Genomic DNA, 21345 nt, shown 5'->3' with positions numbered 1-21345 from the left:
GAATTGCGCGGGCTGCGGCCCATGCGTTAGGGCCGGTTGCGATGGTCGGGCAGGAGATCTCGAAGGGGCGGTCGAAAACGCCTGCGTGGGACGATCCCGCCGTGTTCGAGTTCGACGCGCAGGGGCATCACCTGTGCGTCCTGCCCGGCGGCGACGACAGGCTCGCTGCAATCCTCGACCTGATTGCCTCGGCGCGCGAGAGCCTGCGGCTGTGCTTCTACATCTACTCCGCCGACCGTGTGGGCACCGAAGTGCGCGATGCGCTGGTCGAGGCGGCCCGGCGCGGGGTCAGGGTCCAGCTGATGGTCGACGGCTTCGGGGCCGAGGCGCCCGACAGCTTCTTCGCCCCATTGGTCGAGGCAGGCGGCACTTTCGACCGCTTCAGCCCGAAATGGAGCCGCCGCTACCTCATCCGCAACCACCAGAAGCTGATCATCGCCGACGGCAAGCGCGCGATGATCGGCGGGTTCAATATCGAGGACAGCTATTTCGCGGAAAAAGCGGGCGAGGGCTGGCAGGACCTCGGTGTCGCGATCGAGGGGGCGGTCGTCGAAGACCTCACGCGGTGGTTCGATGCGCTTTCGGAATGGGCCCACCGGCCCAAGGCGCAGTTCCGCGCGATCCGCAAGATGGTGCGCGAATGGCAGCCGGGCGAGGGCACAGTGCGGCTGCTGATCGGCGGCCCTACCGTCGGCCTGTCGAGCTGGGCGCGCCATGTCGGGCACGATCTGATCCATGCCTCGCGGCTCGATATGGTGATGGCCTATTTCTCGCCCGCCTACCGCCTCTTGAAGCGCATCGCGACGATCGGGAAGCGGGGCGAGGCGCGGCTGGTGCTCGCCGCCAAGTCGGACAATGGCGCGACCATCGGCGCGACCCGCTCGCTCTATTCCTACCTGCTCAAGCGCGACGCGGAGATTTTCGAGTTCCGCCCGCGCATGCTGCACACCAAGCTGATCGTGATCGACGACAAGACCTATATCGGCAGCGCCAATTTCGACATGCGCAGCCTCTACCTCAACCTCGAGCTGATGGTGCGGATCGAGGATTCGGACCTTGCCGAGCGCATGCGCCGCTTCATCGACAGCCATGCCGGCGCGAGCCAGGTCATCACGCCCGAACTGCACCGCAGCCGGGCAGGGGTGGTGAACCGCGTGCGCTGGTGGCTCAGCTGGCTGCTGGTCGGCGTGATCGACTACACGGTGAGCCGCCGGCTCAACCTCGGCCAATAGGCGACAAGCCTATTCGTAGCCCCAGTCCGAGTAGTCCTTCTTGCTCGGCGAGGTGAACTTGGTGATCTCGCTCTGGAACAGCAGCGGGACATTGCCGGTCGAACCATGGCGCTGCTTGGCGACGATCAGCGTCGCCTTGTTCTTCAGCTCCAGGTAGCGGTCTTCCCAGATGCGGTATTTCTCTTTCTCCGCCTCGGACGAGCTGTCGCTCGGCGGGTCGGGGCGGATCGCTTCGTGGTAGTAGTCGGCGCGGTAGATGAACCACACCATGTCCGCGTCCTGCTCGATCGAGCCCGATTCGCGCAGGTCGGAGAGCATCGGGCGCTTGTCCTCGCGCTGCTCGACCGCACGGCTGAGCTGGGAAAGCGCAATGACCGGCACGCTGAGTTCCTTGGCCAGCGTCTTCAGGCCGCGGCTGATTTCGGAAATTTCGTTCACGCGATTGTCGGTCGCGCGGCCCGAACCCTGCAGCAGCTGCAGATAGTCGACCACGATCAGTCCGATGTCGTGCCGCCGCTTCAGGCGCCTTGCGCGGGTGCGCAGGCCGCCGATGGTGAGCGCGGGCGTGTCGTCGATATAGAGCGGCAGTTCGGCCAGCCGTTGGCTCGCGAAGCTCAGCTTCTGGAAGTCGTCGCGGCTCATCTTGCCCGACCGCAGCGCCTCGCTCGAAATGCCTGCCTGCTCGGCGAGGATACGCGTCGCCAGCTGGTCGGCGCTCATCTCGAGGCTGAAGAAGGCGACAGGCGCGCCGTAATTGAATTCGCCGCCGTCCTGCTGCCATTCGAGATGTTTCTCGGCGCAGTTGAAGGCGATATTGGTCGCGAGCGAGGTCTTGCCCATGCCCGGACGCCCGGCGAGGATGATGAGGTCGGAATCGTGCAGGCCCGACGTCTTGTCGTCGATCGAGCCGAGGCCAGAGGTCTTGCCCGACAGGCCGCCGCCCGAATTCATTGCCGCTTCGACGTGCTTGATCGCGGTGATCGCGGCGTCGCGGAAATTGGAGGCCTCGCTGCCCGTGGTCGCGCCCTCTGCTACTGCGAAGAGGCTCGCTTCGGCCTGCGAGATGCGGTCCATCGGCGCGACCTCGTCGCTCGTGTCGAGCGCGCCTTCGACGAGATTGCGCCCGACGCTGACGAGTTCACGCAGCAGGGCGAGGTCGTAGATCTGTTGGCAAAGCTCGCGCGGGGCGAGCAGGCCCTGGCCGTCGGCGGTCAGCTTGGCGAGATAGGTGATCCCCCCCAATTCCTTCAGCGCCTCATCCGCTTCGAAATAGGGCTTGAGCGTGACCGGCGTGACCACCGCGCCGCGTTCGACCAGCCGGGTGATGCGATCGAAAATTCGCTGGTGGAGCGGTTCGAAGAAATGCTCGGGGCGAATCGCAATCGGCAATTCCTCGAGCACGCGGTTGTCGATCAGGACTGCACCGAGGAAGGCGGCTTCGGCTTCGATATTGCTCGGCAGGCTCTGCCCGCCGCCGTTGCCGGCGCCCGTGTCGGTCATGTCGTCGTTTCTTATCAGGAGATCTTGGTCGGCCATCGCGGCCCCTTTTGCGCAAGCGAAGGCGCTGCTGGCAAGTGCGCGATTGCTGCACTTCATTGTGGATAGCGGGGATGAGTTTGGAAACGCTTGCCGAGACCCGCCGCAATCTGCGAAGGCAGCATCAATCATGACCCGCGCCGACCCGTCAGAAAAATTTCGCATCGCGCATATCGCGCTCGACGAGGACACGATCCTCTGGCGCAATGCGGATATCGAACAGGAACGGCGCGTCGCGATCTACGATCTGATCGAGGAAAACGTGTTCAAGCCGGTGCGCGCGGCGGGCAAGGGATACGACGGGCCGTACAAGCTGCGCCTCGCGGTGGTCGACGGGCGGCTGGCGATGGAAATCCGCACGATGGACGGCGAAGCGGTCGAGACCCTGATTCTCGGCCTTGCACGTTTCCGCCGGCCGATCCGCGAATATTTCGCGATCTGCGACAGCTATTACCAAGCGATCCGCAAGGCGACCCCGGCGGAAATCGAGACGATCGACATGGCGCGGCGCGGCATCCACAACGAGGCGGCCGAGCTCCTGATGGAGAAGCTGGAAGGCAAGATCGAAACCGATTTCGCCACCGCGCGCCGCCTCTTCACGCTCATCTGCGTGCTTCATATCAAGGGTTAGGAATACCGTGGGTCGCAGGACGAAACGCAATCCCTGGATCGCGCGCACGCTCGGCGTGCTGCTGCTCGCCGCGCTGGTCGCGGGCGGGTGGTTCTGGTGGGACGTCCAGCACTGGACGCCGGGCGAGGACGCCTATCCCGACCAGGGCGCGCTGGTCGGCGAGGCGGAAGGGGCAGTGAATTTCCGCACGCTGCGGGCGCTGGGTGCAAACTTCGTATATCTCGAGGCGAGCATCGGCGCCGGAGCAAAGGACGCGCGCTTCAGCCGCAATTTCTCCGCCGCGCGCGAGGCAGGGCTGCAGGTCGGCGCGGTCCACCGGTTCGATCCCTGCACCATGGCCGACGGGCAGTCGGCGAATTTCGTCACCACGGTCCCGCGCGGCGCGGACATGCTTCCGCCGGTCATCGCGCTTTCGCGCACCGGCGAGGCTTGCGAGGAGCGGGTCAACGAGGCTGCCGTGCACAGCGAGCTTATGACGCTGATCAACCAGATCGAGACCCATGCGGGCAAGCCCGCGATCCTCAAGGTCGAGCCTGAGTTCGAGGCCGAATACGGCCTCGCGCGCAGGATCGAGCGTAACTTGTGGGTCAACCGCACCCGCTTCGTGCCGACCTATGCGGGCCGCCCGTGGCTGCTATGGTCGGCCAACGAGGACCTGCTCAGCGAAGCGAGCGAGGAGCCGATCGAATGGGTGGTGGTGCAGCCGTGAAGGAAGGCCCGAGAATGACCGACGAAGACCTGATCGCCGCCGCACGCGAGGCTGCCGCGCAAAGCTATTCGCCCTATTCGCGCTTTGCCGTGGGCTCGGCGTTGCTCTTCTCCGACGGGACGGTCGTGACCGGCACCAATATCGAGAATGCGAGCTACGGCCTTGCCCTGTGCGCCGAGACGGTCGCCGTCGCCAAGGCGATGGATGCAGGCGTTCGCGGCGGGCTGGAAGCGGTCGCGGTGACCGGCCCGGGCGATGCGCCGATCACGCCGTGCGGCCGCTGCCGCCAGGTTCTCAACGAGCTTGCCCAGCTCGGCGGGACGGACCCGGACATCCTCTGCGTCGGCCCGGACGAGGTGCGGCGCACGACGCTCTCCGCGCTGCTGCCGGATGCATTCGGACCCGCCAGCCTCGTCTGAGCTGCCACAAGAAAAACGGGCCGGCAGCTTATCGCCACCGGCCCGCTCTCTATTTCATTGAAATCGGGAAAGCTCAGCCGCGCTGGAGCCATTCCAGCAGCGCGCCCATGCAGTCCTTGCCGAGCTGCTTGCAGCGTTCCGGCGACCAGTTCTGCTCGGGGTCGGGACAATCGTCGTTGTCCTTGTAGGGCATTTCCAGCGTCATCGCCGTCGCGCCGAAGCGGTGGGCGACCTGCGTGGTGCTCATCGACATATTGGCGGTGCCGGGCTTCGAGACCGGATAGCCCTTGGCGATCTGGAAGTCGGGCGTGCGCCGGTCGAGGATCGCGCGGTAATCGGTAAAGCCTGCGAGGTGTTCCTCGGTCAGGTCGGGAATGCCTTCATAGCCTGCGAGGAAGACTGCCGGGATCGCCTCGTCGCCATGAACGTCCATTGCGAAGTCGACGCCGGTTTCGTCCATCTTGTTACGGATCGCGAGGACTTCGGGCGATTTCTCGGCCGTCGGCGTGTCCCACTCGCGGTTGAGGTTGGTGCCGACCGCATTGGTGCGGAGATGGCCACGGCGCGAGCCGTCCGGGTTGCAGTTGGGCACGACGTGGAAGGTGCAGCGTTCGCGCAGCGCACGGGCAACCGAATCGGACAGGTCGGTCATCTGCTCGAGCATGCCTTCCATCCACCATTCGGCCTGCGTCTCGCCGGGATGCTGGCGGGCGTAGAGCCAGACGACCGTCTCGCCCTCGCCGAAGGTCAGGTAGTCGATCGGCTGCCCGTCGAGCGTTTCGCCGAGGCGCTCGTAGCGCACGCCCTCGCTCGCAGCCGCCTCGGCCACGAGATCGTGGTGACGCTCCATCGAATAGGGCGCGAAATAGGCGAACCAGGCAATGTCGGAGGCGGGCGTGTAGCGCACGGTGAGCGTGCCGCCGTCCTCGTCCTTGTCGTAGCTCGACGCGGTGGCCGCCCAGTACTCGCGATCTTCCGAGACGCGGCAGTTGTAGTCCGGCCAGCCGCCCGGATAGGCGGATTTCTCGAGGCCGGTGATCTTCAGGGTGATCTCGCGGCCCGCAGCGCCGGTGACGCGGAAGTGGAACCACTGCTTGAATTCGGACATGTGATCCTTGCGGATCGCGAGGGTGGCCGATGCCCCCTCTACCGACAGCACCTCGATATTGCCGCTGTCGAAATTGGCATCGATCTGGATATTGCTCACTCGGAAACCCTGACTTCTATTGTTTCGCCATTGTTGCCGGGAAACTCCCGGAACATGGCATCTGCGACCGCCGTAGCGCCGGTCTCGCTATTGGCGAAAGGTGAATTTACGCTTACCGAAAATTGCGCGCGGCCTTCCCAAAATGTCGCGGCGCTCTCCTTGTCGCGGAGCATCACGCCGAGCTGGGTGGTAAGCTCCTCGCCCCGGCGACGATCGCCGCCGAGATTGATGCCGATACCGACGCCAACACCCGAACCATAGCTCCCGGTCGAACCGCCGACGCCCACGCTGACGGGCGACTGACGGTTGCGCGGCGTGCCGCTGACGCTCTGGTCGAGCCGGACCTGCGCGATGAAATCCGCGCCTTCGCGATCGCTTTCGACATAGCCGCGTTCGGCAAGTTCGGCTGCGACGGCTGCCTTGTACGGTGCGAGTTCGCTGGCGAGCTCCTCGCGGCCGGGCGCGGTCTCGACGAAGAAACGCGCGCCATCGTACTGCGCAAGGTTCGCCGGTTCGATGAAGCGGGTGACGGAAACCGGGCCGGGCGGCGGAACGCCGGCGGCGCAGGCGGCAAGCGATGCGGCACCCATTGCGGCAAGCAGGCCCTTGGCGGCAGGGCGGAAAATCGACATTGCTCAAGCTCCTGTGACGGGTCCGCGGGCGGACCGGTTGCCCCACCGCTTCGCCTCATGGCGGAAAAACCTGCCCGCGTTAACCCTTGTGATGGGCGGCAATGCTAGGGATTCGTGGATGAATCAGGCAAAACCCTTCAGCGTGCTGGTGACCGGCGGGGCCGGCTATATCGGCAGCCATGCGGTGCTCGCGCTGCGCGATGCCGGATGGCCGGTCGCGGTGATCGACAATCTCGTCACCGGCTTCCGCTTTGCCGTGCCAAAAGGCGTGCCGTTCTACGAAGGCGATATCGAAGACCAGGCGCTTCTCGCGCGGATCTTCGAAGAGCAGGGGACCGGCGCGATCATGCATTTCGCCGGCTCGGTCGTGGTGCCCGAAAGCGTCTCCGACCCGCTCAAATACTACCATAACAACACGGTGAAGAGCCGCGCGCTGATCGAGGCTGCGGTCAAAGGCGGGGTGAAGCATTTCATCTTCAGTTCGACCGCCGCGACCTATGGCATTCCCGATGTCGAGGCGGTGACGGAAGACACGCCGCAGGCGCCGATCAACCCCTATGGCTGGTCGAAGCTGATGACCGAGCGGATGCTCGCCGATACCGCTGCCGCGCACGACATGAATTATTGCGCGCTGCGCTACTTCAATGTCGCGGGGGCCGATCCAGACGGGCGCACCGGCCAGTCGACGGCCGGGGCGACGCATCTCATCAAGGTCGCGGTCGAGGCGGCCCTCGGCAAGCGCGACCATGTCGCGGTGTTCGGGACCGATTACGACACGCCCGACGGTACGGGGGTGCGCGACTACATCCACGTCTCCGACCTCGCGAATGCGCATGTTCTCGCGCTGGAGGAACTGGTCGCCTCGCCGGAGACCTCGCTCACCATGAACTGCGGCTACGGGCGCGGCTTCTCGGTGCTGGAAGTGCTTGATGCGGTCGACCGGGTGACCAACCGCACGATCGAGCGGCGGATGGAGCCGCGCCGCGAAGGCGATCCGGGCTCGCTCATTTCCGATCCCTCGCGCCTCAAGGCGACCCTGCCCTGGCAGCCGCGCCATGCCGATCTCGATACGATTATCGGCCATGCGCTGCAGTGGGAACGAAAACTCTCCGAAATACGCGGGCAGAGTTGACGGTGCGCGATTCTCCCCTTATGCGCCCCGCTTGAATTTCCGGCATCGGAGACTACCTCCGGTGCCCTTATTTTTGGAAGTAGAGCCATGAAGATCCGTAACAGCCTCAAGTCGCTGAAGGGCCGTCACCGCGATTGTCGCGTCATCCGCCGTCGTGGCCGGACCTACGTCATCAACAAGACGAACCGTCGCTTCAAGGCCCGCCAGGGCTAAGCAGCGTCGTGCCGCGCGCTTGTCGCGGCAGCGATAGATCGAAGGGCCTCCGCGAAAGCGGGGGCTTTTTGCATGTCTGACACCCGCGCATTTTCCGAATCCGCCATCGAGGCAGTCGTCTTCGACGTCGGCCGCGTGATCGTGCAGTGGGACATGCGCATCCTGTTCGCGAAACTGTTCGACGATCCGGCCGAGCTCGAGTGGTTCTGCAGCAATGTCGTGACCGAGGCATGGCACGGCCAGCACGATGCGGGCCGCCCGATCGACGAGATGGTCGCCGAACGCAGCTGCGCCTTTCCCGAATATCGCGAGCAGATCGAAGCGTATCGCGACCGCTGGCTGGAAACGATCCCCGGCCCGGTCCCCGGTGTTGCCGAGATCATCGAAGCGCTCGATGCGCGCGGGCTCCCGCTTTATGCAATCACCAATTTCGGGACCGATTTCTGGGCCATGTTCCGGCCCACGACGCCGGTGCTGGGGCGCTTCCGCGACATCGTCGTGTCGGGCGACGAGCGGCTCGTGAAACCGGGCAGCGCGATCTATCGGCTGGCGCAGCAGCGTTTCGGCCACGCGCCGCAAGCGATGCTCTTCATCGACGATAGCGAGCCCAATGTCGTCGCAGCGCGCGGGCTGGGCTGGCACGCGCATCACTTCCGGGGCGCGGAAGGGCTGCGCAGCGAGTTACAGGAACGCGGGCTGCTCTGATGAAAAAAGGGCCCCCGGCGGGGGTGCCGGGAGCCCTTGAGGATAACCCGTGTTGGAGAGGACGGGTTGGGGTGAGTTCGGCTTACTCGCCGTTGCAGCGAGCGAGCTTTTCGTCGGCCAGCGCCTTGCCCTTCGTCTTGAAGGAGGCGACGTCGCCGAGTTCGCGGTTGAGGCGCATGCACATGACGACCGGGCGCGAGGTGCCCTTGGCCGCAACGCAGGTGGTGCCTTCGCACTGCCACACGACGCCGCCGGCAACGGTGCGGGCTTCCTTGGCCGGAGCGGCGAGCTCGGCGGTGTAGAACGGCGTGTTGCCGCGCGCTTCGACCGGCGAGGTCAGCGCGCCGAAGGTGAGGGTGGTCCAGGCAGCTGCGAGAACAGCGACCGGGAGAACGCGAGCACGGGAGAGGGAGAGGGTCATTTTTCGGCTCCTGAGAGGACTTGTCTGGATGCTAGCGAGTTGCAATATGCAACCCGTTGCGAATCACTACCTATCTTGATAGATATTAAGTTGCAACCGAAAACTTAGTTTCAGTTTTGTGACTTGGGCTTTCCGCGTTACACACTGGGTCGGGAAGGACTGATTTATGGGTGATCTGCGCGAACCGCTTAAGGAACTGACCAGCTGTGGTCTGCCCGAAGCGCTTGAAGTCATGGGGGAACGCTGGTCCTTCATGATCCTTCGGGCGAGCTTCAACGGGCTGCACCACTTCGAGGAGTTCCTGACCGAACTCGGCATCGCGCGGAACATCCTGTCCAATCGCCTCGCCAAGCTGGTTGAGCATGGAATCCTCGATCGCCAGCCCTGCGCCGACGACCGCCGCCGCATCGAATACCGCCTGACGGAGAAGGGTTTCGACCTCCTCCCCGCCATGCTCGCCCTGCGCCAATGGGGCCAGAAATACGGCGCCGAAATGGTCGAGAACCCGGTGCTGACCGACGAGCGCGACCGCCTGCCGATCGGTCCGGTCTCGATCCTCGCGCATGACGGCCGCGTGCTCGGACCCGAAGACCTCTGGCTTACGCGTCCGGAGGAACTCGGTATTCGCGAAGACGGCAGCCGTGCCGAAGCGGGCGACGCTATCGGACGCGGCGACTACGCCGATCTCAACCGCCGCCAGGCCGCCGAGTAATCCGCTGCCCCAAAGCGACGACGACGGCCCTGTCCGAACCCCGGACGGGCGCTACATCATCGTGCGCGGAAGGCTGTGGCGCGCGAGTAATCCGAACTTGCCCGAAGACGAACGCCAGCGCTGGGTGAACGCGCTGATGGACGCCCGCCGCGCGGTGAAATCGGCCAAGGCGTCGGGCGACGAAGCCGCTCTCAAGTCTGCCCGCGCCAAGGTTCACGCAGCAAAGGTAGCACTGGGCGAGCGCGGCCCGGTCTGGTGGGACGACGATGCTCTGGATGAAAACCGTAAGCTGGTGAAGAACTCGAGCTATGCCGACTGGTGGAACGCCTCGGCTGGATAAGTCGTTACACCGGGGTTGCCATGGCAGGGGCGAAGCTGCTTCCTTAAGGCAACGCAGATCCGCCTTCTGCATTCATCCGCAAATCGACAGGACACGCCGCATCCGATGCTGACGCTTCTCTCGCCCGCCAAGAAACTGAACTTCGATCCCGCCACCACCGACCTCGCCCCGACGCAGCCGCGCCTGACGGACGACATGCGCGCGATTGCAACGGTCGCGAAGAAGCAGTCGGCGGCCGACCTCAAGCGCCTGATGCGCATTTCGGACAATCTCGCCGAGCTCAATGCCGACCGCTTCAAGGCGTTCGATCTCGACAACGAGGCGGCATCGACCAAGCCCGCCGGGCTGACCTTCGATGGCGACGTCTATTGGGGCCTTGAAGCGAAGAGTCTCGACGACGAAACGCTCGCCTATGCGCAACACCACTTGCGGATCCTCTCGGGCCTCTACGGCCTGCTGCGCCCGATGGACGCGATCCAGCCCTACCGTCTCGAGATGGGCACCAAGATGGCCAACCCGCGCGGGGAATCGCTCTACGATTTCTGGGGCAGCCGCCTTGCCGAAACGCTCAAGGGCGACCTCAAAGGGCACGGCGACCGGACGATCGTGAACCTTGCTTCCAACGAATATTTCGGCGCGGTCGACACCGCTGCGCTCGATGCGCCGGTGATCACCGCGGATTTCATCAACATCAAGGACGGCGAACCCAAGCGCCCGATGTACCACGTGAAGTTCGCACGCGGCCTGATGGCTCGCTGGATCATGCAAAACCGCATCGACAAGGCCGAAGCGCTGAAGGACTTCGATGCCGAGGGCTACAAATACGACCCCGCCGCTTCGGAGGTCGGCAAGCTCGTCTTCTCGCGCAAGCAGCCGCCGGTGAAGAAGTAACGCTGACCTAAGCTCGCGGCGCCTGCCTTCGGTAGCTGAGCGCCTCCGCCACGTGAATACGTCCGACCTGTCCGGCACCTGAGAGGTCCGCGATGGTGCGCGCTACCCTCAGCATTCGCGTGTAGCTGCGGGCCGACAGGCGCATGGCTTCGGCGGCCTGCATCAAGAGGGTGCGGCCCGCCTCGTCGGGGCCGGCGAATTCCTCCAGCGCATCGCCCTGCAGTTCGGCATTGGTCCTCGCGCCGGTCGCTTCGCGGCGGGCGAGTTGGACCTGCCGGGCGGCTGCGACGCGCGCGGCGACTTCGGTGGTTCCTTCCGCGGGCGGCGGCATGGCGAGGTCGGCGGCGCTGACCGGATCGACTTCGACATGCAGGTCGATGCGGTCGAGCATCGGGCCGGACACCTTGCTCTGGTAATCGGCCGCGCAGCGCGGCGCGCGGCTGCAGGCGAGCGCTGCATCGCCCAGGTGCCCGCAGCGGCACGGGTTCATCGCCGCGACCAGCTGGACGTTCGCCGGAAAGGTCACATGCGCATTCGCCCGCGCGACATCGACCGTCCCGGTTTCGAGCGGCTGGCGCAGCGAATCGAGCACGGCTCGCTGGAATTCGGGAAGTTCGTCGAGGAACAGGACGCCAAGATGCGCAAGGCTCACCTCGCCCGGCTTCACCTTGAGCCCGCCGCCGGTCAGCGCAGCCATGCTCGCCGAATGGTGCGGCGCGCGGAACGGCCGTGCGCGGCTGATGCGCCCGCCTTCGAGCATTCCGGCGACCGATTGCACCATCGAGACCTCGAGCGCTTCGGATGGCGAGAGTTCGGGGAGGATCCCCGGCAGGCAGGAAGCGAGCAGGCTCTTTCCCGCACCGGGCGGCCCAACCATCAGCAAATTGTGTCCGCCCGCCGCTGCGATCTCGAGCGCGCGCTTGGCGGTTTCCTGACCCTTTACCTGCTTGAGATCCGGCCCGGGCGCCTGCGCCTCGACCTCGCCCGGCTGGGGCGCAGGCAATTGCGCCTCGCCCTTCAAATGGTTGAGCAGCGAAAGCAGGTCGGGCGCGGCGCAGACGGCGACCCCGCTCGCCCAGCGCGCTTCGGCCCCCTGGCTCGCCGGGCAGATCAGGCCGGCTTCCTCGCTGCTGGCATGGAGCGCGGCGAGCAGCACGCCAGGCGAAGCGCCGATCCGCCCGTCGAGCGCGAGCTCGCCCACCACGACCCAGTCGCCCAGTTGCTCGGCATCGGTCACGCCCATTGCGGCGAGCAGGGCGAGTGCAATCGGCAGGTCGTAATGGCTGCCCTCTTTCGGCAAGTCGGCCGGCGAGAGGTTGATGGTGATCCGCTTGGGCGGAAGCGCGAGGCCCATGGAGGAAAGCGCGGCGCGCACCCGCTCCTTGCTTTCGCCTACCGCCTTGTCGGCCAGCCCGACGATGGTGAAATTCGGCAAGCCCGGCGCAACCGAGCACTGGACCTCCACCCCGCGCGCTTCCAGCCCGAGATAGGCCACCGTCCTGACCAGAGCGACCACTGCAACCCCCGTTTCGATCCTTCGACTTCACGCCGAGCCGCTTGTGGTCCTCAACACAACAGCTTGGAAACACGGGAAATAACGAAGCTGGTCAAAATAGCCAGAGCCGCATAGTCCTTTGTTTCGGGTAAGGAGGGTGCAGTGCTAGGCAAGATCGGTAGGCGGCGGGTATTCCTGGTGACTGCATGCCTCGGCGTGCTGCTTGCCGCGTTCGCCGTCTGGGACTTGCGGCAGGACAGCCTGCGCGACGAGCCGATGGAGGCCTTCATCGAGCGCCTCGAGATCAGGCCCGGAACCGAGGGCATGAAGGCGATGCTGGCCGATATCCGCAAGCGCGAAGAGGCCTCCTGGCTGCGCACATCGGCGAGGGCCGTGCGGGACCGATACTTCTTGTGGCGTGGCATAGACGGCGCGCCGGAAGCCGTCCGGCACCTGCGCATCGCGGCCCGGCTCATGAACGACGGCGAGACTGTGGATGCCATCGAAATCCTGGAGAAGACCGATCGCTGGGCGCAGGAAGGCGGCGCTCCGCACGAACTGGCCGCGCAGATCGAGGACAATCTCGCGATCGCCTATCTCCGGCTGGGCGAACAGCAGAACTGCTTCAACAACCCCCATGCAGGGGCCTGCATCGTGCCGATCGATCGCGGCGCGCAGCATCAGCTGGAGGAAGGCTCGACCAAGGCGATCGCCATTCTGGAAGATCGCATCCTAGCGAAGCGACCCGACGATTACGAAGCGAAGTGGCTGCTCAACATCGCGCATATGACGCTGGGCGGCTATCCCGGCGAAGTCCCTCCCGAACACCTGCTGCCGATGCCCGGCACGATCGGGGACTATACCGGCCCCCGGTTCGCCAATGTATCCGACCTTGCCGGGGTCGACCGCATGAACAACGCCGGGGCGGCGGTGGTCGACGATTTCGACGGCGACGGACAGTTGGATATTTTCACGACCAGCTGGACCATCAACGGCGAGGTTCTGCTCTACCTGCGCGATGGCGAAGGGGGGTTTGTCGATGCGACGGAGCCGGCCGGGCTCGCCGGGCTGACCGGAGGACTCAATGCCGTCCACGGCGATTTCGACAACGACGGGGATGCCGATATCTACCTGATGCGCGGCGCGTGGGGGCATGGCCGCGGGCTCCTGCCGAATTCGCTGCTGCGCAACGATGGCGACGGTAATTTCGAGGATGCGACGGTCGAACTCGGCCTTTTGCAATTCGAGCCGACGCTGAGTTCCGCCTTCGTCGACCTCGACAATGACGGATGGCTCGACCTGGTGGTCGCCAACGAGAAGAAGATGCGCCGCGTCGCGGGGCGGATCGACATCTTCATGAACCGCGACGGCGAGCGCTTCGAGCGCCTGCCCGAATGGACGCCGGGCGACTTCGACTGCAATCCGAAATCGGTCGCGGCGGGCGATTACGATGGCGACGGTTTCGCCGACTTGCACGTCTCCTGCCTGCGACAGACGAATTACCTGTTTCGCAATACGGGTCGGGCGACGTTCGAAGACGTCACCGAGGCGGCAGGTGTCGGCGGGCCGAAGCGCAGCTTTGCCAGCTGGTTCTTCGATTACGACAACGACGGCTGGCAGGATCTTTTCGTGGCGGGATATGGCTCTGGCGACATCACCGGCACGATGGCGCGCAGCTTTGCCGGGCGCGATGCGGCCGAATTCGACGCGAAGTTTTCCGCCCCGGCGCTTTACCGCAACAGGGGCGATGGGACTTTCGAGGATGTCACCGTTGCCGCCGGTCTCACCGCGCCGAGCTACGTCATGGGATCGGGTTTCGGCGACTTCGATAACGACGGGTGGCTCGACATGTACTGGGGGACGGGGGCTTCGGCCTATGAGGCGATCATTCCCAACACCGCGATGTGGAATCGCGGGGGCGGCAGCTTTACCGAAATAACCGCCTCCTCGGGCCTGGGGCATATCCAGAAGGGTCACGGAATCGCTTTCGCCGACTTCGACCGCGACGGGGATGCGGACATCTTCGCGCAGCTCGGCGGTGCGGCGGCGGGCGATACCTACATGAATGCCCTGTTCGAAAACCTCGATAACGAAAACCGCTGGATATCGCTTTCCCTGGAAGGGCGGCGAAGCAATCGCAGCGCGTTCGGCGCAGTCATCCGGGTCGACCTGATCGCGAGCGATGGAAGGAAACGATCGGTCTGGCGGGTTGTCGGCACCGGCGGCAGCTTCGGGTCGAGCCCGCTCGAACAGCTCATCGGCCTTGGCGATGCGGCGCGGATCGAGCGTGTCACCGTCCGCTGGCCTGCCTCGGGCAGGGAGCAGACCTTCACGGGCGCCGCGCCGGACGCCGCTTACCTTGTGGTCGAAGGGGCGGATGCACTCGAGCCGGTCGTTCGCAAGGCGGCACGGTTCAAACGGATGCCTTCACGCGCAAATCATTCCGGTCACTGAATTTCCGCGCCTTCGTTAACTACGCTTTGAAATATCCCGGCAACCGCATGGCTTGTCGGCGCGGTAAGGGCTCGCGCGCGAAAAGGGCAGCATGCTTGCTGCTATCGCACGCCTTCTCACCGTCCTCGCACCGGCGATCCTGCTGATCGCCGCCCCTGCCAGCGCGCAGGTGCTTTCGGTCGAGACCTGGGTGGAGGAATGGGATGCGGCGAGCGGCCAGTGGGTGCGCGTTGCGGATGGTGCGGACCGGCTGCAGGCCGCGCGCCTTGCACCGAGCGCGAAGGCAGAACAGGCGATCGCCAGCTACGGCCCGTTCCGCGTGCTCGACGAGCGCCGTGCTGCCCTAGATGGCGTGACGAACGGCAATTCGCCGGCCTATTTCCAGGCGATGCTGCGCGATCATCCCGGGATCGAAGTGCTCGAGATGCACGACTGCCCGGGGACCGATGACGATCGCGGCAACCTGGCGCTAGGCCGCCTGATCCGCGCGGCCGGGCTCGAGACCCATGTGCCCGCCGGCGGATCGGTGCGCTCGGGCGCGGTCGAAGTCTTCCTTGCCGGAGCCACGCGCCGGATCGACGAGGGCGCCGAATTCGCGGTGCACAGCTGGCTCGACAGCTACGGCTATGAAGCGGCGGACTATGCCGCCAATTCGGCCGCCAACCGGCTCTACATCGACTACTACCGGGAAATGGGCATGAGCGAGACGCGCGCGCAGGCCTTTTACGACATGACCAATTCGGTCCCGCACGCCTCGGCGCGCTGGCTGACCGCTGGCGAGATGCGGCAGTGGATCGCCCCGGCGCGCGTGGCTCTGGCTCAGGCTCCGAAGATCGCCTATCAGGCCACCGGATATCTTGACTCGCAGCCGGTCCTGCCGTAACGGCCCGCTCCATACAGGCGGTCGCCTCGTGAGGCGGCCCTTTTTATTTGCTAATTCGAGGTCAAAATGAAGCGGACTTTCCAGCCCAGCAATCTCGTGCGCAAGCGTCGCCACGGCTTCTTCGCCCGCAAGGCGACTGTCGGTGGCCGCAAGGTCCTGCGCGCCCGTCGCAAGCGCGGCCGCAAGACGCTCTGCGCGTAACTTGATTTGCGCGACGCCCATCCGGGCGCGCGATATCCTCGCTCACGCGGCCTGATGGCCGCGTCGCTGCGGGCGGCCAGTCGGCCTTGCGGGCTCCTTCGGGAGCCCGTTTGCGTTTTCACGTTCGGGCTGATTCGGTAAGAGCGAGACATGACTTCAGCTCAATCGCACGACACGCCTGCGAAACCGGCGGTGCTGACGCGCCGGGCGGATTTTCTTGCGGCCAACAAGGGGCTGCGCGTGGCGCGGCCGGGGTTCGTGCTGCTCACCCGCCCGAATCAGGGCGAGGGCATGCGCTACGGCATCACCGTCACCAAGAAGATCGGCAACGCGGTGGTGCGCAACCGCATGAAGCGGCGTTTCCGCGAGCTGCTGCGCGCCGCGCTCCCCGTTCATGGCCTGCCCGATCATGACCACGTGCTCATCGGGCGCGACGGCGGGGTCGAGCGCGATTTCGCGGCGATGGGCGAGGAGCTCGAAGTCGCCCTCAAGCGCGCTGCCGAGGGCAAGGGCGATCCGCCGCGCCGCCCGCGCAGCCGCAGGCCGCGTAACCGCTCCGGCAGGTCCGGGGGGAGCCGCCGGTGAAGTATCTTTTCATCATGATCGCCAAGGCGTGGCAGTGGGGCCCTTCGCGCATCCTGCCGCCGACCTGCCGCTACCAGCCCTCCTGCTCGCAATATGCGATCGAGGCTCTCGGCAAATATGGGGCAATCAAGGGTGGATGGATGGCGATGAAGCGTATATTGCGCTGCCACCCCTGGGGCGGGCACGGCTATGATCCCGTGCCGTAGTACCTATATAACACAGCTCAGACTTTCGTAACCGGGATCGATATCTTGCAAAACCAGCGCAATCTCCTGCTCGCCGTGGTGCTGTGCGGCCTGTTGCTCATCGGATGGGACATGGCGATCCGCTATTTCTATCCGCAGCCCGAGACCATCACCGAAGAAGTGACCGAAGGCGAAACCGCCGCACCTGCAGTGGCCGGCGGAACTGCCGAGATTGCCGAGGGCGATGCCGCCGCGGCTCCGCAGACGCTCGAGGCTTCGCTTGCGAGCACCGAGCGCGTGGCGATCGATGCGCCGGAAATCACCGGTTCGATCAATCCGGTCGGCGCGAAGATCGACGATCTCTCGCTCAAGACGCACCGCCAGACGGTGAAGGACGACAGCGGCCCGGTCCGCCTGTTCGCGCCGCAAGGCACCGACGGGCAATACTTCGCCCAGTTCGGCTGGGTCGGCGAAGGCATTGCGCTGCCGACGCTCGACACCGTGTGGCAGGTCGAAGGTGGCCCGCTGACGCAGGACAGCCCGACCACGCTCAAGTGGAACAATGGCGAAGGCCAGCTCTTCTCGATCGAACTGGCGATCGACGAACATTACATGATCAGCGCGAAGCAGACCGTCGCCAACACCGGCGCCGGTTCGATCGTCGCGCGGCCCTTCGCGATCATCAATCGCACCAGCGCGACGGCGAGCAGCGATTCGTTCAACGTCCACTCCGGCCCGATCGGCAATTTCGGTGACGGCGTGAGCTTCGGCCCGGACTACGACGACCTTGCTGAAGACGGCAGCGACATCCCGACCGGCAATGTCGAGTGGCTCGGCTTCACCGACATCTACTGGCTCTCCGCGCTGATCCCGCAAGACGGCGCCAATGCAGAGGCAGACTTCCGCTCGCAGGGTAACGAGATTTTCCGCGCCGATGTCATCTACCAGCCGGTCACCGTGCCCGCCGGTCGCCAGATCAGCCGCACGACGCAGCTCTTTGCGGGCGCGAAGGAAAGCGCGATCCTCGACCGTTACGAAGCGGCCGGCGTTGCAGGCTTCGGCAATGCGATCGACTGGGGCTGGTTCGGCTGGATCGCCAAGCCGATCTGGTTGCTGCTGACGAACCTGTTCGACGTGGTGAAGAACTTCGGTCTCGCGATCATCCTGATGACCGTGCTGATCCGCCTGCTGCTTTTCCCGATCGCGCAGAAGCAGTTCGCCTCGATGGCCCAGATGAAGGCCGTCCAGCCGAAGATGAAGGCGATTCAGGAACGCTTCAAGGACGACAAGCAGAAGCAGCAGCAGGAAATCATGAAGCTGTACAAGGAGGAGAAGGTCAATCCGCTGGCCGGCTGTCTCCCGCTGCTGATCCAGATCCCGATCTTCTTCGCGCTCTACAAGGTGCTGATCCTCGCGATCGAAATGCGTCACCAGCCTTTCGTGCTGTGGATCGAAGACTTGTCCGCGCCCGATCCGGCGAAGATCCTCAACCTGTTCGGCCTGTTGCCGTTCGATCCGCCGAGCTTCCTCGGCATCGGCGTGCTGGCGGTGCTGCTCGGCGTGACCATGTGGGCGACCTTCCGCCTCAACCCGACGTCGATGGACCCGGTGCAGGCGCAGATCTTCTCGATCATGCCGTGGGCGCTGATGTTCGTCATGGCGCCGTTCGCGGCCGGCCTGCTGCTCTACTGGGTAACCAACAACCTGCTTACCCTCGCCCAGCAGACCTATCTCTATTCGAAGCATCCGCAGTTGAAGGCGGCGGCCGAGAAGGAGAAGGCGGAGAAAGCCGCCGCGGCCGAGCGCGACGCGAAGAAGGGCAAGGCGTGAACGAGACCGAGCGGGACGACGACGAAGCGCGCGAGAACGCGGAGCTGGCCCGCCGGGCGAGCAAGCTGTTCTCGGGCCGCGTCGAGTTCCTGCTCTCCGCCCCGCAGCTGAAGTTCCTGCCGGATCCGACGGTGCCGGAGATTGCCTTCTGCGGGCGCTCCAATGTCGGCAAGTCGAGCCTGCTCAACGCGCTCACCGGACGGCGCGGCATCGCGCGCGCATCGGTGACGCCGGGCCGCACGCAGGAGCTGAACTTCTTCGAAGTGGGCGAGCCGACGCTATTCCGCCTCGTCGACATGCCCGGTTACGGCTTTGCCAAGGCCCCGGTGAAGGTGGTCGACAAGTGGAAGAAGCTCGTGAAGACCTATCTTCGCGGGCGTCCGGTCCTCCATCGCACGCTGGTCCTCGTCGACAGCCGCCACGGGCTGAAGGACGTCGACCGCGAAATGATGAAGATGCTCGACGAGGCGGCCGTGGGCTATCGCATCGTCCTCACCAAGACCGACAAGATCAAGGCGAGCGACCTCGAAAAGGTCGCGGCCGCAACGGCCGAGGAAGCGAAGAAGCACCCGGCGGCCTATCCGGAGCTGCACCTGACCAGCGCGGAAAAGGGCATGGGGATCGAGGAACTGCGCGCCGCCGTGCTGCGCGATGCGGGCGTCTGAGGCCGGCTGCGGGCAGCAGCGAACAGCGTAACATGTGTAACATTCGTTCAGTCTCGACAGCGTAAGACTGAACGCCTAACGCGGCCCAATCGCGCAATGGTGGGAGCGCCCATGAAGCTGATTATCGGCAACAAGAACTACTCGAGCTGGTCGCTGCGCGGCTGGCTCGCGGTCAAGCAGTCGGGGCTTTCCTTCGAGGAAATCACCGTCCCGATGTTCGGCGAGCAATGGGAAGCGCAAAAGCACGACGACGGCGGGCTGATGCCGAGCCACGGCAAGGTGCCGATCCTGTGGGACGGCGAAACCGTCGTGTGGGACAGCCTCGCGATCCTCGAATATCTCGCCGACAAGGTCGGGCGCGACCGGTTCTGGCCGAAAGACGATACCGCGCGCGGCATGGCGCGATCCATGGTGACGGAAATGCATTCGTCCTTCGCCTCGCTGCGCAGCGAATGCCCGATGAATATCCGCCGGACAATCGAAGGCGTGCGCATCTCCGAAGCGACCAAGGCGGACACGGTGCGCATCCTCCAGCTCTGGGCCGAGGCGCGGGCGCGCTTCGGGCAAGGCGGGCCGTATTTGTTCGGCACTTTCAGCGCGGCTGACATCTATTACGCGCCGGTGGTGTCACGATTCCGTACCTATGGCTTTCGTATGCCGGGCTTCGCGGAAGCCTATATGGAAGCCGTGTGGGAACATGACTGGATGCAGCAGTGGGTCGCTGCCGCAGAGGACGAAGAATGGGTCATCGAGCAATACGAGAACATCGCGCAGGACTGATCGCCGGCTGGCTCGGCGCAGTTGCACTGGCGCTGACGGCGCTGCTTCCGGCGCCTGCCGCGGCTTGGGGCGGCTATGGCCATCGCACCACGGCGCAGATCGCGCTTGCCAATATCAAGCCGGAAACCCGCGCCGGTATCGAGCGCCTGCTGCGCTACGAAGCGCGGCTCGGCACGCCGGATTGCGACCTCAAGACGCTCGAGGATGCGAGTGTGTGGCCCGACTGCGTGCGCCGCGACTACTGGCGCTGGGGCTACACCGCCGCCTGGCATTATCGCACCACGCCGATCTGCGAGGCGTACAACCCGCGCGCCAATTGCAGCGGCGGTAACTGCGTCACCGCGCAGATCGAGCGCAGCCAGCGCCTGCTCGCCGACGAGAGCCTGCCGCCGCACATCAGGCTCGAGGCGCTGGCTTTCATGGTGCATTTCGTGGGCGATATTCACCAGCCGCTCCACTCGGGCGACAAGGACGACCGTGGCGGCAACGACCGCGAGACGGACTACGGCATCGTGCCCGATCTCAACCTGCACTGGATCTGGGACGGCCCGCTGGCCGAGCGCGCGATCACCTCGGCACGCCCCTCGCTGGTGCGTCGCTACTCGGCTTCGGAAAAGGCCGCGATCGCGACCGGCGATGCGACCGACTGGGGCCGCGAAAGCTGGCAGATCGGGCGCGACTTCCTCTACCCGACGGCCTTCGATACCGATCCGTGCGCAGGCGATTTGCCGGGAGAGACCGCGCTGAGCCAGGACGATATCGCAACGGCGATCCCCGTTTCGCAGGAGCGCATCCAGCAGGCGGGGCTGCGCATGGCGCGGCTGCTCGATGAAGCCTTTGCGCCCGGGCCGCTACCGCTGCCCGAGCGCGACAGGCGCTAGCGAAGCGCTCCGGCGACGAACCACGCCGCGACGCCGACCATCAGTATAGCCATCGCGCGCCGCAGGATCGTCGCGCGCTGCGGGGCCAGCAGCAGCGGGCGCACCCGCGCCGCGCCCGCGACCAGCGAGAAGTGGATCATGGTCGCGATCGAGACCGAAACGATCGCAAGCACGACCGCCTGGAACGGCGTGGGCGCGCGTCCGGGCACGAATTGCGGTGCGACGGTCAGGAAGAACAGCGCGGCTTTCGGATTGAGCAGATTGATCGCAAAGCCCGCGCCGAAATGCCCGCCATTGGGCTTGGTCGGCACTGCGGCGGGTGAAGTCTCGCCGCTTTCGCGCCACGCTCCCCAAGCAAGATAGAGCATCATCGCAGCGCCCGCGTAGCCCATCACCGAGGCGAGCCACGGGCTGTTCGTCAGGATGAAGCTCGCCCCGAGTGCGGCGATCAAGGCATTGGCCATCAGCCCCAGCGCCACCCCGCCGATTGCCGACAGGCCTGCAGCCCGCCCCTGCGACAGGGTCAGCGCGGCGAGCCAGGCCATGTTCGGGCCGGGCGTGAGCTCGATCAGCAGGACTGCAAGGGCGAAACCGGCAATGTCCAAG

The 21345-nt window shown here is 65.2% G+C and carries 25 protein-coding genes; 19 read left to right on the top strand and 6 right to left on the bottom strand.

Annotation, left to right across the window (positions count from 1 at the left end; translation table 11 throughout):
- Positions 1–41 precede the first annotated feature (41 nt).
- Positions 42–1232, top strand: coding sequence for a phosphatidylserine/phosphatidylglycerophosphate/cardiolipin synthase family protein (locus tag EO245_RS00875; RefSeq protein WP_128891159.1), 1191 nt, complete (start codon positions 42–44; stop codon positions 1230–1232).
- 9 nt (positions 1233–1241) lie between these two features.
- Here the strand turns inward: EO245_RS00875 and EO245_RS00870 are convergent, their stop codons facing one another.
- Complete coding sequence (locus EO245_RS00870) at positions 1242–2768, bottom strand: replicative DNA helicase (protein WP_128891158.1); 1527 nt, start codon at positions 2766–2768, stop codon at positions 1242–1244.
- Positions 2769–2898: 130 nt separating this feature from the next.
- Between EO245_RS00870 and EO245_RS00865 the strand changes: the two genes are divergently transcribed.
- The 3 genes from EO245_RS00865 to EO245_RS00855 are packed head-to-tail and all read left to right on the top strand — an operon-like array spanning position 2899 to position 4527.
- Complete coding sequence (locus tag EO245_RS00865) at positions 2899–3399, top strand: UPF0262 family protein (protein ID WP_128891157.1); 501 nt, start codon at positions 2899–2901, stop codon at positions 3397–3399.
- 7 nt (positions 3400–3406) lie between these two features.
- On the top strand, positions 3407–4108 hold the full coding sequence (locus EO245_RS00860) for a glycoside hydrolase family 25 protein (protein WP_234026916.1): 702 nt from the start codon (positions 3407–3409) through the stop codon (positions 4106–4108).
- A 14-nt stretch (positions 4109–4122) separates the two neighbouring features.
- Complete coding sequence (locus EO245_RS00855) at positions 4123–4527, top strand: cytidine deaminase (protein ID WP_128891155.1); 405 nt, start codon at positions 4123–4125, stop codon at positions 4525–4527.
- A 73-nt stretch (positions 4528–4600) separates the two neighbouring features.
- Here EO245_RS00855 and EO245_RS00850 read toward each other — a convergent pair whose 3' ends face one another.
- Together EO245_RS00850 and EO245_RS00845 are read right to left on the bottom strand one after the other, a co-directional pair.
- Complete coding sequence (locus EO245_RS00850; RefSeq protein ID WP_128891154.1) at positions 4601–5734, bottom strand: M14-type cytosolic carboxypeptidase; 1134 nt, start codon at positions 5732–5734, stop codon at positions 4601–4603.
- Positions 5731–6366 carry a DUF4136 domain-containing protein gene (locus EO245_RS00845; protein WP_128891153.1) on the bottom strand — a complete coding sequence of 212 codons (636 nt, stop codon included), beginning with the start codon at positions 6364–6366 and terminating at the stop codon, positions 5731–5733. Before EO245_RS00845 ends, EO245_RS00850 begins: the two co-directional genes overlap by 4 nt.
- A gap of 118 nt (positions 6367–6484) precedes the next feature.
- Here EO245_RS00845 and galE point away from each other — a divergent pair, with 118 nt between their 5' ends.
- The 3 genes from galE to EO245_RS00830 all read left to right on the top strand — a co-directional run bounded on the left by galE (position 6485) and on the right by EO245_RS00830 (position 8416).
- A complete protein-coding gene (gene galE, locus EO245_RS00840) occupies positions 6485–7498 on the top strand; it encodes a UDP-glucose 4-epimerase GalE (protein ID WP_128891152.1) in 1014 nt (337 codons plus the stop codon).
- Positions 7499–7585: 87 nt separating this feature from the next.
- Positions 7586–7711, top strand: coding sequence for a type B 50S ribosomal protein L36 (ykgO, locus tag EO245_RS00835; RefSeq protein WP_050599643.1), 126 nt, complete (start codon positions 7586–7588; stop codon positions 7709–7711).
- 72 nt (positions 7712–7783) lie between these two features.
- Positions 7784–8416, top strand: a complete 633-nt coding sequence (locus tag EO245_RS00830) for an HAD family phosphatase (protein WP_128891151.1) — start codon at positions 7784–7786, stop codon at positions 8414–8416.
- An 82-nt stretch (positions 8417–8498) separates the two neighbouring features.
- On the opposite strand, the gene EO245_RS00825 is transcribed toward EO245_RS00830, so the two are convergent.
- A complete protein-coding gene (locus EO245_RS00825; protein ID WP_128891150.1) occupies positions 8499–8837 on the bottom strand; it encodes a hypothetical protein in 339 nt (112 codons plus the stop codon).
- A gap of 166 nt (positions 8838–9003) precedes the next feature.
- Here EO245_RS00825 and EO245_RS00820 point away from each other — a divergent pair, with 166 nt between their 5' ends.
- The 3 genes from EO245_RS00820 (at position 9004) to yaaA (ending at position 10780) form a co-directional block, all read left to right on the top strand.
- Entirely contained in the window at positions 9004–9549 is a 546-nt protein-coding gene (locus tag EO245_RS00820) for a helix-turn-helix domain-containing protein (protein ID WP_128891149.1), read from the top strand.
- Between the two features lie 97 nt (positions 9550–9646).
- Positions 9647–9889, top strand: coding sequence for a hypothetical protein (locus EO245_RS00815; RefSeq protein WP_370246165.1), 243 nt, complete (start codon positions 9647–9649; stop codon positions 9887–9889).
- 105 nt (positions 9890–9994) lie between these two features.
- Positions 9995–10780, top strand: coding sequence for a peroxide stress protein YaaA (yaaA, locus tag EO245_RS00810; protein WP_128891148.1), 786 nt, complete (start codon positions 9995–9997; stop codon positions 10778–10780).
- A 7-nt stretch (positions 10781–10787) separates the two neighbouring features.
- On the opposite strand, the gene EO245_RS00805 is transcribed toward yaaA, so the two are convergent.
- Positions 10788–12296, bottom strand: coding sequence for a YifB family Mg chelatase-like AAA ATPase (locus tag EO245_RS00805; RefSeq protein WP_128891147.1), 1509 nt, complete (start codon positions 12294–12296; stop codon positions 10788–10790).
- A 141-nt stretch (positions 12297–12437) separates the two neighbouring features.
- Here EO245_RS00805 and EO245_RS00800 point away from each other — a divergent pair, with 141 nt between their 5' ends.
- From EO245_RS00800 to EO245_RS00760, 9 genes are all read left to right on the top strand, one after another.
- A complete protein-coding gene (locus EO245_RS00800) occupies positions 12438–14729 on the top strand; it encodes an FG-GAP-like repeat-containing protein (RefSeq protein ID WP_128891146.1) in 2292 nt (763 codons plus the stop codon).
- Between the two features lie 91 nt (positions 14730–14820).
- Positions 14821–15612: an alpha/beta hydrolase gene (locus EO245_RS00795; RefSeq protein ID WP_199798664.1), complete on the top strand. Its 792-nt coding sequence runs from the start codon at positions 14821–14823 to the stop codon at positions 15610–15612.
- Between the two features lie 66 nt (positions 15613–15678).
- Positions 15679–15813, top strand: a complete 135-nt coding sequence (rpmH, locus tag EO245_RS00790) for a 50S ribosomal protein L34 (RefSeq protein WP_128891145.1) — start codon at positions 15679–15681, stop codon at positions 15811–15813.
- A gap of 150 nt (positions 15814–15963) precedes the next feature.
- Entirely contained in the window at positions 15964–16398 is a 435-nt protein-coding gene (rnpA, locus tag EO245_RS00785) for a ribonuclease P protein component (protein ID WP_128891144.1), read from the top strand.
- Entirely contained in the window at positions 16395–16604 is a 210-nt protein-coding gene (yidD, locus tag EO245_RS00780; protein ID WP_128891143.1) for a membrane protein insertion efficiency factor YidD, read from the top strand. The genes rnpA and yidD overlap by 4 nt, the downstream gene beginning before the upstream one ends.
- A 45-nt stretch (positions 16605–16649) precedes the next feature.
- Positions 16650–18413 (top strand): membrane protein insertase YidC, encoded by a 1764-nt coding sequence (gene yidC, locus EO245_RS00775; RefSeq protein WP_128891142.1) that lies wholly within the window; start codon positions 16650–16652, stop codon positions 18411–18413.
- Positions 18410–19078: a ribosome biogenesis GTP-binding protein YihA/YsxC gene (yihA, locus tag EO245_RS00770; protein WP_128891141.1), complete on the top strand. Its 669-nt coding sequence runs from the start codon at positions 18410–18412 to the stop codon at positions 19076–19078. The genes yidC and yihA overlap by 4 nt, the downstream gene beginning before the upstream one ends.
- Positions 19079–19189: 111 nt before the next feature.
- Positions 19190–19858 (top strand): glutathione S-transferase family protein, encoded by a 669-nt coding sequence (locus EO245_RS00765; RefSeq protein WP_128891140.1) that lies wholly within the window; start codon positions 19190–19192, stop codon positions 19856–19858.
- Complete coding sequence (locus tag EO245_RS00760; RefSeq protein WP_128891139.1) at positions 19819–20739, top strand: S1/P1 nuclease; 921 nt, start codon at positions 19819–19821, stop codon at positions 20737–20739. The genes EO245_RS00765 and EO245_RS00760 overlap by 40 nt, the downstream gene beginning before the upstream one ends.
- Here the strand turns inward: EO245_RS00760 and EO245_RS00755 are convergent.
- Positions 20736–21344, bottom strand: a complete 609-nt coding sequence (locus tag EO245_RS00755) for a LysE family translocator (RefSeq protein WP_128891138.1) — start codon at positions 21342–21344, stop codon at positions 20736–20738. The two genes, EO245_RS00760 and EO245_RS00755, sit on opposite strands and share 4 nt — an antisense overlap.
- Position 21345: the final 1 nt, after the last annotated feature.

The organism is Erythrobacter sp. HKB08, assembly GCF_004114695.1.
Taxonomy (GTDB): Bacteria; Pseudomonadota; Alphaproteobacteria; order Sphingomonadales; family Sphingomonadaceae; genus Parerythrobacter_A.
This window is presented reverse-complemented; position numbering and strand designations above follow the sequence as displayed.

Bases quoted from the DNA above. Each gene is read 5' to 3' on its own strand.
- EO245_RS00820 (WP_128891149.1), top strand. From the start codon at position 9,004: ATGGGTGATCTGCGCGAACCGCTTAAGGAACTGACCAGCTGTGGTCTG.
- galE (WP_128891152.1), top strand. From the start codon at position 6,485: ATGAATCAGGCAAAACCCTTCAGCGTGCTGGTGACCGGCGGGGCCGGC.
- EO245_RS00875 (WP_128891159.1), top strand. From the start codon at position 42: ATGGTCGGGCAGGAGATCTCGAAGGGGCGGTCGAAAACGCCTGCGTGG.
- EO245_RS00855 (WP_128891155.1), top strand. From the start codon at position 4,123: ATGACCGACGAAGACCTGATCGCCGCCGCACGCGAGGCTGCCGCGCAA.
- rnpA (WP_128891144.1), top strand. From the start codon at position 15,964: ATGACTTCAGCTCAATCGCACGACACGCCTGCGAAACCGGCGGTGCTG.
- EO245_RS00870 (WP_128891158.1), bottom strand. From the start codon at position 2,768: ATGGCCGACCAAGATCTCCTGATAAGAAACGACGACATGACCGACACG.
- EO245_RS00830 (WP_128891151.1), top strand. From the start codon at position 7,784: ATGTCTGACACCCGCGCATTTTCCGAATCCGCCATCGAGGCAGTCGTC.
- ykgO (WP_050599643.1), top strand. From the start codon at position 7,586: ATGAAGATCCGTAACAGCCTCAAGTCGCTGAAGGGCCGTCACCGCGAT.
- yaaA (WP_128891148.1), top strand. From the start codon at position 9,995: ATGCTGACGCTTCTCTCGCCCGCCAAGAAACTGAACTTCGATCCCGCC.
- EO245_RS00865 (WP_128891157.1), top strand. From the start codon at position 2,899: ATGACCCGCGCCGACCCGTCAGAAAAATTTCGCATCGCGCATATCGCG.
- EO245_RS00765 (WP_128891140.1), top strand. From the start codon at position 19,190: ATGAAGCTGATTATCGGCAACAAGAACTACTCGAGCTGGTCGCTGCGC.
- EO245_RS00825 (WP_128891150.1), bottom strand. From the start codon at position 8,837: ATGACCCTCTCCCTCTCCCGTGCTCGCGTTCTCCCGGTCGCTGTTCTC.
- EO245_RS00845 (WP_128891153.1), bottom strand. From the start codon at position 6,366: ATGTCGATTTTCCGCCCTGCCGCCAAGGGCCTGCTTGCCGCAATGGGT.
- EO245_RS00760 (WP_128891139.1), top strand. From the start codon at position 19,819: ATGGGTCATCGAGCAATACGAGAACATCGCGCAGGACTGATCGCCGGC.
- EO245_RS00795 (WP_199798664.1), top strand. From the start codon at position 14,821: ATGCTTGCTGCTATCGCACGCCTTCTCACCGTCCTCGCACCGGCGATC.
- rpmH (WP_128891145.1), top strand. From the start codon at position 15,679: ATGAAGCGGACTTTCCAGCCCAGCAATCTCGTGCGCAAGCGTCGCCAC.